We start from the raw sequence: 11,531 nt of genomic DNA, 5'->3' as shown, positions 1-11,531 counted from the left end.
CCCTCATGAACCTCCGCGCCGTGCCGCAGCGGCTCGGGGCGTCGATGGTGATCGTGATCGGCATCGCGGGGGTGGTGGGCGTGATGGTGGCGCTGCTGTCGATGGCCAAGGGCTTCCAGGCCACGCTGAACAGCACCGGGCGGCCGGACCGGGTGATCGTGCTGCGCGGCGGCGCCAACGACGAGCTGTCCAGCGTGCTGTTCCGCGAGCAGGCCACGATCATCAAGCAGGCCCCGGGCGTGCGCCAGGGCATCGACGGCCGGCCGCTGGCCCTGGCCGAGGTCTACATCCTCGCCGGCCTGCCGCGCAAAGGGCAGACCGACCCGGCCAACGTCGTGCTGCGCGGCACGGAGCCGCATGTGCTGGAGGTGCGATCCGAGACGAAGCTGGTGGAAGGGCGCATGTTCAGACCCGGCGTCTACGAGGTGGTCGTGGGCCGCGGCGCCCGCGACCAGTTCGCCGGCATGGAGCTGGGCGGCAAGCTGCCGCTGCGCGATGGCGACTGGACCATCGTCGGCTTCTTCGAGAGCGGCGGCGACGTGCACGAGTCCGAGTTGTGGACCGACGCCGAGACGCTGATGCAGGCGGCCAAGCGCGGCGCGCCCACCTCGGTGACGGCGCAGCTGGAATCCGAGCAGGACTTCGATCGCTTCAAGGATGCGCTGACCACCGACCCACGCCTGAACGCCGGCGTGCAGAAGGAGCCGGACTACTATTCCTCGCGCTCCAAGGCGCTCAATGGCCTGATCAACGGCCTGGGCTATACCGTGGCCGTGATCATGGCGATCGGCGCGCTGTTCGGCGCGCTCAACACCATGTACGCGGCGGTATCAACGCGCACGGTCGAGATCGCCACGCTGCGCGCCATCGGCTTCGGCGGGGCCCCGGTGGTGGTGTCGGTGATGATCGAGGCCATGCTGCTGTCGCTGGCGGGCGGGGTGCTGGGCGCGGCCATCGCCTACGTGGTGTTCAACGGTTACAGCGTCTCGACACTGAACTTCCAGACCTTCAGCCAGGTGGCCTTCGCCTTCCAGGTGACGCCGGACCTGCTGCGCCAAGGGGTGACCTGGGCGCTGCTGATCGGCGCCATCGGCGGCTTCTTCCCGGCCCTGAAGGCCGCCCGCCTGCCGGTGGTGGAGGCCCTGCGCGGCTCGGCCTGACCGACACCGGAACGGCAGGCAACAAAAAAGCGCGGCCGGAGCCGCGCTTTTTGTTTTCAGCCTGAGGCTTACGGGGTCGCGACGAAGCGGCCGCCCGTGCACAGCTCGTGCACGTACATCGCCTTGCCGACGTTAGCGCTGAGCAGGCCCGGCTCCAGCGTCACGGTGGCCCGGTCGAAGGACTGCTTGCTGCGGAAGCCCACCCAGGCGCGCTCATGCGTGCCGGCGCCCAGCAGGTCCAGATCGTTCTGGGTGTAGCTGCGGGTCTCGCGCTGGTTGCCATTCAGGTAGGTGGTGATCTTGACCTGATTCACCAAGGAGAGATCGACGGTGCCGTTGGGGAAGCCCAGCGCGAACACCGAGAAGGTGCCAGCCGGAGCGGCGGTCGGCAGGTTGACATTCTGGTCGACGCCTTCCAGCAGGGAGCCCAGCAGGCCCACGGCCAGGGTGAAGGTCGAGTGGGTCGACAGCTTGCCGTCGATCAGCAGGTCCTTGTCGGCCACGCCATTGGTCAGCTGGGTCACCGGATCGGCGCCGAGCAGGTTCAGCAGGTTGGTCAGCAGGCCGCCGACCAGGCCGCGGGCGCCGACCGTGGTCGTCACGCCGGGGCCGGAAGCGCTGGCGCTGCAGATGAAGTTGCCTGCGATCGGCGTGCCGCCGGGGGCGCCGCCGTCGGTGACGTCGGTGGGCACCGTGCCGTCATTGGGGAATTCGTTGGGGTCGATGGTGCCGTTGCCGTTGTCATCGCCGTTGCCGGTATTCAGGCCGCCGCTGCCATCGATGGTGCCGTCGCCATTGGCATCGCAGCCGGCCAGGAGCAGGCCGGAGATGGCCAGCAGCGCAATGCCGCAGGCCTGGGGGAGGTTCGTTTTCATTTAGTGCATCTCCACTGTCAAAGGGGTGAGGGATTCGGCGTTCTTGTTGACCGCTTCTGGGATAGTGCCTGCCGGCCCAACCGGTAGTATCATGCCCCAGGCCTATCCGCCTGTAATGTAAGAAATATCGGATGGGGTTGTCACTAAAACGCTCGTTCAACCCGGACTTGCTTGAGTGACCCCCGTCACGATATATCATGCATTCAGGCATTCCGCCTTAAACGTCGTCAAATAATAGAAACGCACCCCGGAACGGTCTTCCTACCCGCTCCGCAGGCACTGTTCGTGCCCACCCCAACAATCAGGAGAGTCACGATGAAAGCGCTGCTGAAACAACTCCCCCTCGCCTGCCTTGTGCTGACGCCGATGGCGTACGCCCAGGACCCGGCCGCAGAAGCCCCGGTCGAAGAAGCCGTCGTCAGCGAGGCGGTGCCGGCGGAAGCCGCTCCCGCCGAAGCCGCCCCCGAGGCTGCACCGGCCGACGCCACTGCCGAAGCCGCCCCCGAGGCTGTCGCCGAGGAAGCCGTGGCCGCCGAAGCTGCCCCGGTCGAAACCACCCTGACGGAGACGGAAACCGTCACCGAGACGGTCACCGAGACCACCACGGAGACCACCGAGACGACGGAAGCTCCTTCCGCCGCCCGCGTCACCGACTACGTCAGCCTGCTGGGCAACTACACCTTCATCGGTGACACCCCGTTCGACAGCATCGAGCACGCCATCGGCCTGACGCTGCTGCGCGGCTGGAACCTGTCCGACAACTGGTACATCGAAGGCAACTTCACCGCCGACAACATCGAGACCGATGTCACCGGCACCACGGACTTCTATCGCTACGGCCTGGGCGCCGACCTGGTGTACTCCTTCGGTGACCGCCTGCACTTCACGCCGTTCGTGCTGATCGGCGCTGCGGCGACCTACACCGACGTGATCCCGGATGACGAGGACGACTGGAGCTGGGCGGCCAACGCGGGCCTGGGCTTCATCACCGGCCCGATCAGCGACTTCGGCTTCCGCCTGCGCCTCGAAGCCCGCTATGTCTATGACGCCTTCGAATACCTGGACAAGCGCCAGGACGTGAAGATCGGCCTGGGCCTGGAACTGCCGCTGCAGCGCGGCGACGGTCCGGTCACCCCGCTGGCCGTGGTGGAAGAGCGCGTGCAGGTGGTCGACGCCGGCCAGCCGGGCGATGCGGACCAGGACGGCGTCCTGGATCCGTATGACGCCTGCCCGGATACCCCGCAGGGCATGGAAGTGGACGGCCGCGGCTGCGCGCTGCCGCAGGTCCTGACCCTGACCGGCGTGGTGTTCGACTTCAACAAGGCCACCCTGACCCCGGATGCCCGCAAGATCCTCGACGACGTGGCCAAGAAGATCGTCGCCTACAAGAAGATCCCGATGGAACTGGCCGGTCACACCGACAGCATCGGCAGCGATGAGTACAACCTCAAGCTGTCCGACCTGCGCGCCAATTCGGTCAAGGAGTACCTGATCGAGCAGGGCGTCGCCGGCGATGGCCTCACCGCCAAGGGCTACGGCGAGTCCCAGCCGGTCGCTCCGAACGACACCGATGCCGGCCGCCAGCTGAACCGCCGCACCGAGCTGCGCATCGAAGGCCAGAAGTAAGCCACACCGCTGCAAACGAAACGGCCGCCGGGAAACCGGCGGCCGTTTTGCTTTGTGCGTCTGGACAGCGCCAAGGCCGCTCCCACGGCGTGCTCCCACTCAGCGCAGCATCAGCAGCAGGAACTCCACCACGCTGATCATGGCCAGGACCGCCACCACCCAGCGCCAGCGCCTCGGCAGCCGCTCCGGCACCGCCGGCAGCGTCACGGGCGCCCGCGTCATGGTGACCTGCGCATCCGCCGGCACCATGCTGACCACGCGGGACTCCGCACTGCGGGTGACGGTGGCCTCGTCGGCGACCGCCCCCTGCCGCACGGGTGGCGGCGTAAAGACGTCGGCCATACCGGCCCCGTTGTCGATCTGCTCGTCGCTCAGGCTGTCGAGGAAGGCCAGGAACTCGCCCGCGGTGGCGTAGCGGTCCTGCGCGCGCACCGCCAGCGCCTTGGCCATGCCCTCGCGCAACGCCGCGGGCAGGGCGCTGTAGCCGGCCTGCTCCAGCGGATCGTGGCCCAGGCGGTCCAGCGCCATGGGCGGGGCCTCGCCGGCAATCATGCGGTAGATCGTGGCGGCGGCGCCGTAGACGTCGGTGTAGGGGCCCTGGGGGCTGCGGCGCTGGTACTGTTCCAGTGGGGCATAGCCCTCGGTCAGCACCACCACCAGGCTGTGCGGGCGCTCGCCGGCGGCCTGCATGGCGGCGCCGAAGTCGAGCAGGATCGGGCGACCGTCGGCCGCCAGGTAGATGTTGTGCGGCTTGACGTCGCGGTGGATGACGTTGTGCTCGTGCAGGTACTGCAGGCCCTGCAGGATCGGCCGCATCAGCCGCAGCGCCACGCCCGGGGCGGTGCTGTTGCGCACCGTGGAGAGGTACTCGCCGAGGGACTGGCCCTCGTAGTAGTCCATCACCAGGTAGGCGGTACCGTTGGCGTTGAAGAAGCTGCGCACGCGCACGATGTTGGGGTGGTCGAAGCGCGCCACGATGCGCGCCTCTTGCAGGAACTGCTCGCGGCCGTAGCGGAAATTGGCCTGGTCGGCCTCGGTATGGACCTGCACGTCCAGGGAATCCGCGGTGCGCGTGGCCAGGTCGCGCGGCATGTACTCCTTGATCGCCACGCGCTGCTGCAGGTGGATGTCCCAGCCGATGTAGGTGATGCCGAAGCCGCCGCGCTTGCCCAGTACGCGGCCGACGCGGAACTGCCCGCCGATGACGATGCCGTGCGGCAGGAACAGCGGCGAGCGGGGCGCCGACTCGTCATAGCCGCAGGCCGGGCATACCGCGGCCCCGCCCTTTTCCGCGTAGCAGCCCGGGCAATGCTTCTGGTAGTCCACCTGCGGCTTCTCTCCCTCGTGCCGTTCCGGGGCGATTGTATCCACATTGCCGGCGCTGTCCGGGGTGCGGGGCACGGAAACTGCCTGTGCCCTTGGGCCGGCGGCCGGCAGCTGGCGAAAAGCCCTGCTTTCGTCCTAGGCTGTGCCAGCCACGACAACTCCGGCGAGGATCGCCAAACAGAAGAGTGAATGCCATGACGCAGATTCCCGATGGCCAGTACCGCGGCACCGTGCTCTACGCCGATTTCAGCGAAGCCCTGTCCGACCGTATCTCCGAATCCCCGCTGAACTACAACGAAGTGCGCGACCTGGCCGCCGCCGGCGGCCGCCTGGGTGGCCTGGTGATGGAGGCGACGCCGCGCAAGCTCTACGCCTTCTTCCCCCAGGCCGAGGGCGCCCTGCAGCTGGCCCGGGAGATCGCGCAGCTGTCGCTGCGCGCGCGCTCGGACCTGAGCCGCCTGGGCCTGGATATCCGCGTGATCCTGGGCCATGGCCAGGTGACGATGGAACAGGGCCGCCTGCGCAGCGACTGGACCCACCGGCTGGCCGGCCTGGTCACGGCGGTGCCGCAGAACGGCGTGGCGGCGCTGCGCGACTTCGTGGCCCAGTTCCCCCATGGGCAGCTCAATCCGGCACCGCGTCCCTCGGCGCGCAGCGACCTGTTCATCCTGCCGATGATCGAGGTGACCGAGGACCAGGAAACCCGCATGGCGGGCATCGGCGGTGGCGCCAACGGCGTTTTCCTGACGCTGACGCTGCGCGTTCGCGGCGTGTCGCAGACCTTCCGCTCCAGCGACTGCCCGATCCTGATTGGCCGCGACAAGTCCTGCGGCGTGCAGGTGTCCGGCGAGAAGGCCTCGCGTGTGCACGGCCGCATCGAGTTCGAGAAGGAGAAGTTCCACTACGTGGACGACAGCCGCAACGGCACCTATGTACTTACCGGCGGCGGCCAGGAGATCCTGCTCAAGCAGGAGAAGATCGTGCTGGCCGGCGAAGGCGCCATCAGCCCGGGCGCACCACTGTCCAGCCAGACCGGCGAGGTGGTGCGCTTCAGCTGCGTCCCCAGCCGCCTGTCGATGGCCGGCGCGGTCGCGGACGGCGGCGACACCAAGATGATGCGTACCGAGCGCAAATGATCGATGTTTTTATTTAATTAACTCTTAATCAAAGTTCGTTAAATAATCTCACACACGAAAAAGCCCGCAAGCCCCGGTCCTGCGGGCTTTTTCGTGTCCGGCGCCGCAGCGTCGGGGCTTGCGGGCCGCCCCGGCCCTGCAAGCCCCGCGGAGACAGGGTTCTGCCCCGGAAATCCCCAGCTTATGCACAGTTTTGGCAGGTTCTTTGCACCGTCTTGGACACAAACAATTGGGGTTGACGGGGGGAAGAACCACAAGATATGGTAGCCACACTACCCAAGCCACCCCCAACAGGATGGGGCGCCGGCTTCAGGTACTCCGCAAGAATCCCGCAGGCGCCCTGCCCTTGGCACCTGACGGCATCCCATCATCCAGGGGGAGAAACCACATGCAGAACGAGTCCACTGCCACCACCACCGAAGCCCGCCGCCAGGCCCCGCCCGCCCCCGTCTCGACGGTGGAGGTGACCGCCACCGCCCCCGGCGCGATCAAGGTGATCCGCCGCAACGGCAAGGTCACCGGCTTCGATGCCGGCAAGATCAGCATCGCCGTGACCAAGGCCTTCCTGGCCGTGGAGGGCGGCGCCGCTGCGGCCTCCGCCGCCGTGCGCGAGAAGGTCGAGGGCATCACCCGCCAGGTCGTGCAGGGCCTGACCCGCCACATGACCGGCGGCGGCACCCTGCACATCGAGGACATCCAGGACCAGGTCGAGCTGGCCCTGATGCGCGCCGGCGAACACAAGATCGCCCGCTCCTACGTGATCTACCGTGCCGAGCGCGCCAAGGAGCGTGCCGCCGAGGCCGCCAAGGTTCCCGAATCCAGCCAGCCGCGCCTGTCGGTCAAGCTCGATGACGGCCGCTCGGTGCCGCTTGACGAGGCTCGCATCCGCCGCGTGGTCAGCGAGGCCTGCTCGGGCCTGACCGGCGTCAGCATCGACGAGGTGGTCTCCTCTGCCCTGCGCGACCTCTACGACGGCATCCCCGAGGCCGAGCTGTCGCAGGCGGTGACCCTGGCCGCCCGCGCCCGCATCGAGAAGGAGCCCAACTACACCTACGTGTCGGCGCGCCTGCTCTGCGACGCCATGCGCCACGAGGCCCTGAAGTTCCTCAACCTGCCGGAGACCCGGCCGACCTTCGAGGACATGAAGGAGCTGTACCCGGCCTACTTCACCGCCTTCATTCACCGCGCCGTGGAGCTGGAGCTGCTGGACCCGAAGCTGGCGCTGTACGACCTCGACGCGCTGGGCAAGGCCCTGCTCGCCGACCGCGACCAGAAGTTCGACTACCTGGGCCTGCAGACCCTGTACGACCGCTACTTCATCCACAGCAACAAGACCCGCTTCGAGCTGCCGCAGGCGTTCTTCATGCGCGTGGCCATGGGCCTGGCGATCAACGAGATCGACCGTGAAGCCCGCGCCATCGAGTTCTACCAGCTGATGTCGTCCTTCGACTTCATGTCGTCGACGCCGACGCTGTTCAACTCCGGCACGCTGCGCCCGCAGCTGTCCTCCTGCTACCTGACCACGGTGCCCGACGACCTCTCCGGCATCTTCGGCGCGGTGCAGGACAACGCGCTGCTGTCCAAGTTTGCCGGCGGCCTGGGCAACGACTGGACCCCGGTGCGCGGCATGGGCGGCTACATCAAGGGTACCAACGGCAAGTCCAACGGCGTGGTCCCCTTCCTGAAGGTGGCCAACGACACCGCCGTGGCGGTGAACCAGGGCGGCAAGCGCAAGGGCGCGGTCTGCGCCTACCTGGAAACCTGGCACCGCGACATCGAGGAATTCCTCGACCTGCGCAAGAACACCGGCGACGACCGCCGCCGCACCCATGACATGAACACGGCCAACTGGGTGCCGGACTACTTCCTCAAGCGCGTCATGGAGGAAGGCCAGTGGACGCTGTTCTCCCCCGAGGAGACGCCGGACCTGCATGACCTCGTGGGCGAGGCCTTCGAGAAGCGCTACTGCGAGTACGAGAAGCTGGCCGACGAAGGCCGCATCAAGAACTTTAAGCGCATGCCGGCCCTCAACCTGTGGCGCAAGATGCTGTCGATGCTGTTCGAAACCGGCCACCCCTGGATCACCTTCAAGGACCCCTGCAACCTGCGCTCGCCGCAGCAGCACGTGGGCGTGGTGCACAGCTCCAATCTCTGCACCGAGATCACGCTGAACACCAAGGCCGGCCAGGAAATTGCCGTGTGCAACCTCGGCTCGGTCAACCTGCCGGCGCACATCGTCGACGGCAAGCTGGACCTGGCCAAGCTGGAGCGCACGGTCAACACCGCCATGCGCATGCTCGACAACGTCATCGAGTACAACTACTACTCGGTGGCCACGGCGCGCAATTCCAACCTGCGCCACCGCCCGGTGGGCATGGGCGTGATGGGCTTCAACGACGCGCTGTACAAGCTGCGCCTGCCCTACGAGAGCGACGCGGCGATCCAGTTCGCCGACAACTCGATGGAAGCGGTCAGCTACTTCGCGATCAAGGCCAGCACGGACCTGGCGCAGGAGCGCGGTGCCTACAGCAGCTTCAAGGGCTCGCTGTGGGACCAGGGCATCCTGCCTCTGGATTCCATCCAGATCCTGGCGCAGAGCCGCGGCAAGTACCTGAAGCAGGACGTGTCGGTGTCCGGCCAGTTCGACTGGGATGCGCTGCGCAGCCGCATCAAGACCGTGGGCATCCGCAACTCCAACACCATGGCCATCGCGCCGACCGCGACCATCGCCAACATCACCGGCGTGTCGCAGTCGATCGAGCCGACGTACCAGAACCTGTACGTCAAGTCGAACCTGTCGGGCGAGTTCACTGTGGTCAACGAGTACCTGGTCAACGACCTCAAGAAGCTCGGCCTGTGGGACGAGGTGATGGCGCATGACCTGAAGTACTTCGACGGCAGCGTGCAGCGCATCGACCGCATCCCGGCCGACCTGAAGGAGCTCTACAAGTGCGCCTTCGAGATCGACGCCAAGCGCCTCGTCGACGCCGCCAGCCGCCGCCAGAAGTGGATCGACCAGGCGCAGTCGCTGAACCTGTACATGAGCCAGCCCAACGGCAAGAAGCTGGACGAGCTGTACAAGCACGCCTGGCTGTCCGGCCTGAAGACGACCTACTACCTGCGCACCCTGGGCGCCACCCACGCCGAGAAGACGACGATCCAGGACAACCGCCTGAACGCCGTCGGCAACGGCGCCGCAGGCGGCTCCTCGGCCAAGCCGGCCGCCAAGGCCGCCGAACCGATCGTGGCCCCGTTGGCCTCGACCGACGTCGGCGGCGCCAAGGTCTGCTCGATCCTGGATCCGGACTGCGAAGCCTGCCAGTAAGCTGAAGCGCGTCACCCAAGGCCGCCCCGGGAATCCGGGGCGGCCTTTTCTTTTGCCCTCCACCCGCCCGCCTCGGCCCCTCCGCGGCAACATACGTACTACCCGCAATGTGCTGCCGGAAACCCCGGATTTCCCGCACCGGGCCGGTCTGCGAACCTGTGGTCACTGCAACCGAACCGGGTGACCCCCATGGCCTTCGACACCGCCCCCACCAGCCTGCGCAACGCCTGCGCCGCCAACTGCCTGCAGTGCCCCACCCGGCAGCACTGCCTGGTGCGGGACCTCGGCGCCGAGGAAACCCTGCGCTGGAACAGCATCGTCGAGCACATGGCCAACCTGCTGGCCGGCAAGGTGCTGTTCGAGCCGGGTGCCAGCGCCGGGGTGGCCTACTCGGTGCGTGCCGGCTGCATCAAGACATTCACGCTCGACGCCCAGGGCAACGAGCGCGTGCGCGGCTTCTACCTGGCCGGCGACATCGTCGGCCTGGACGCGCTGACCGAGGAGCGCTACCCGATCCATGCGGTGGCGATCGTCCCCACCCAGGTCTGCGTGCTGGCGCGCGGCGACATGCGCCGCCTGACCCAGACCTCGCCGGTGCTGATGGGCCGCCTGGTGGACCGCCTCAGCGATTCGCTGCGCAACGCCCTGGCGCTGGGCGGCGACTACACCGCCGAGCAGCGCGTGGCCGCCTTCCTGCTGCAGATGCAGGTGCGCCTGGCGCCTCTGCCGGGCCGGCCGCTGCGCCTGCCGATGGGGCGCCGCGATATCGCCAACTACCTGCGCCTGGCGACCGAGACCGTGTGCCGCGCGCTGACGCGCTTCGAGCAGCGCGGCCTGCTGGCCGTGCAGGATCGCGAGATCACCCTTCGCGACCGCGAGGCCCTGAAGGCGGTGGCCGAGCCGGTGGCGCTGCGCGAACTCGCGGCCTGATAGCTCAGGCCGCCCGCCGGCCGAGCCGGGCCATCGTCTCCAGCCCGCGCCGGCGGTGCTCCGCGCTGCCTTCCACCTGGCCGATCACGCTGCTGCGCACCGGCCGGATGCCGATGAACTGCAGGATGTTGCGCTTCAGGCACTTGAGGCTGTGCGCGCCGAAGTACCAGCGGTAGAACCAGCCCGGCATGCCCATGGTCACCACGACGCGCGCCGAGCGGCCGCGCAGCAGCCCGGCGTCGAGCCGGGCCGGGCCGGCCGGCACCGCGAACCCGGGACGCGCCAGTTGCTCGAAGAAGGCCTTGAGCTGCGCCGGCATGCAGCCCAGCCACAGCGGGTAGACGATCACCAGGTGCTGGGCCCAGAGCAGATTCTCGCGCGCTTGCAGCAGTGCCTCGGTGGGAGCATCACGCGACCATTCCTTCTTCGAGCGCAGCGGCGGCAGGTCCAGGGCCGCTACCTCCAGCACGCGCACCGCGTGGCCGGCCATGCCTGCGGACTCGGCATAGGCCTGCGCGAGCGCGTGGCAGTAATGCGGCTCCGACCGGTCGGGGTGTCCCTGGATCACCAGCATGCGGCGCGGATCGGCGCTCATCGCGGCGCCTCCCACAGCAGCAGCAGGTCGATATGCCGGCCCGGCCGCAACTGGAAGCGGCGCTGCTGCGCCGGGCCCAGCGACGGCGCGGCGGCCTTGAGCAGGTAGTCGCCCGGCGGCAGGTCCACATACAGGTAGGGGCCCTCGGTGATCACGCTCAGCAGGTGACGGTCCGCGGCATCGTCGATCGCCACGGTGACGCCGGCGGTGAACTGGTTGCGTCCGCCGTCGCGCAGGCCGAAGGTGATGGCCACCGGATACTCACCACGCAGCGCGCGCAGTGCGACGGCGCTGTCCTCGCCGATGCCACCGGTGATGTAGCGCAGGGTGCCGGCCTGCTGCACCGGCAGCAGCGTGGACGGCGGCGTCCAGTCCTTGCCCGGCGTCGCCGCGGGCGGTGGCACCGCGATGGCGGGCGGCGCGACGTTGCAGTCGTCGCCGCCCTGTGCCAGGGCCGGCGACAGCGAGGCGGCGAGCAGCAGGGCGGCAAGGCCCGGGGCGTGTCTGCGGTGGCTCATGTCGGGCTCCGTCGGTGGCTGTGGCGGCCACACGATCCGC

9 protein-coding genes are annotated in these 11,531 nt (G+C 68.1%); 5 read left to right on the top strand and 4 right to left on the bottom strand.

Features of this window, described 5'->3' with window-relative positions:
* The first annotated feature begins 5 nt into the window (after positions 1-5).
* Positions 6-1,160 (top strand): ABC transporter permease, encoded by a 1,155-nt coding sequence (locus tag QT386_RS02935; RefSeq protein ID WP_289272239.1) that lies wholly within the window; start codon positions 6-8, stop codon positions 1,158-1,160.
* Positions 1,161-1,228: 68 nt separating this feature from the next.
* Here QT386_RS02935 and QT386_RS02930 read toward each other — a convergent pair whose 3' ends face one another.
* Complete coding sequence (locus QT386_RS02930; RefSeq protein ID WP_289272238.1) at positions 1,229-2,035, bottom strand: hypothetical protein; 807 nt, start codon at positions 2,033-2,035, stop codon at positions 1,229-1,231.
* Between the two features lie 315 nt (positions 2,036-2,350).
* Here QT386_RS02930 and QT386_RS02925 point away from each other — a divergent pair, with 315 nt between their 5' ends.
* Positions 2,351-3,661 (top strand): OmpA family protein, encoded by a 1,311-nt coding sequence (locus QT386_RS02925; protein WP_289272237.1) that lies wholly within the window; start codon positions 2,351-2,353, stop codon positions 3,659-3,661.
* 99 nt (positions 3,662-3,760) lie between these two features.
* Here the strand turns inward: QT386_RS02925 and QT386_RS02920 are convergent, their stop codons facing one another.
* Complete coding sequence (locus tag QT386_RS02920) at positions 3,761-5,062, bottom strand: serine/threonine-protein kinase (protein WP_289272236.1); 1,302 nt, start codon at positions 5,060-5,062, stop codon at positions 3,761-3,763.
* A gap of 119 nt (positions 5,063-5,181) precedes the next feature.
* Here QT386_RS02920 and QT386_RS02915 point away from each other — a divergent pair, with 119 nt between their 5' ends.
* The 3 genes from QT386_RS02915 (at position 5,182) to QT386_RS02905 (ending at position 10,378) form a co-directional block, all read left to right on the top strand.
* Positions 5,182-6,123, top strand: coding sequence for an FHA domain-containing protein (locus QT386_RS02915; RefSeq protein WP_289272235.1), 942 nt, complete (start codon positions 5,182-5,184; stop codon positions 6,121-6,123).
* 388 nt (positions 6,124-6,511) lie between these two features.
* Positions 6,512-9,448 (top strand): ribonucleoside-diphosphate reductase subunit alpha, encoded by a 2,937-nt coding sequence (locus tag QT386_RS02910; RefSeq protein ID WP_289272234.1) that lies wholly within the window; start codon positions 6,512-6,514, stop codon positions 9,446-9,448.
* A 189-nt stretch (positions 9,449-9,637) separates the two neighbouring features.
* A complete protein-coding gene (locus QT386_RS02905; protein WP_289272233.1) occupies positions 9,638-10,378 on the top strand; it encodes a helix-turn-helix domain-containing protein in 741 nt (246 codons plus the stop codon).
* 4 nt (positions 10,379-10,382) lie between these two features.
* On the opposite strand, the gene QT386_RS02900 is transcribed toward QT386_RS02905, so the two are convergent.
* Both QT386_RS02900 and QT386_RS02895 read right to left on the bottom strand, forming a co-directional pair.
* Entirely contained in the window at positions 10,383-10,973 is a 591-nt protein-coding gene (locus QT386_RS02900) for an NAD(P)H-dependent oxidoreductase (RefSeq protein WP_289272232.1), read from the bottom strand.
* A complete protein-coding gene (locus QT386_RS02895) occupies positions 10,970-11,491 on the bottom strand; it encodes a carboxypeptidase-like regulatory domain-containing protein (RefSeq protein ID WP_289272231.1) in 522 nt (173 codons plus the stop codon). The genes QT386_RS02900 and QT386_RS02895 overlap by 4 nt, the downstream gene beginning before the upstream one ends.
* Positions 11,492-11,531 lie beyond the last annotated feature (40 nt).

Source organism: Solimonas sp. SE-A11 (assembly GCF_030345715.1).
Lineage (GTDB): Bacteria > Pseudomonadota > Gammaproteobacteria > Nevskiales > Nevskiaceae > Solimonas_A.
This window is presented reverse-complemented; position numbering and strand designations above follow the sequence as displayed.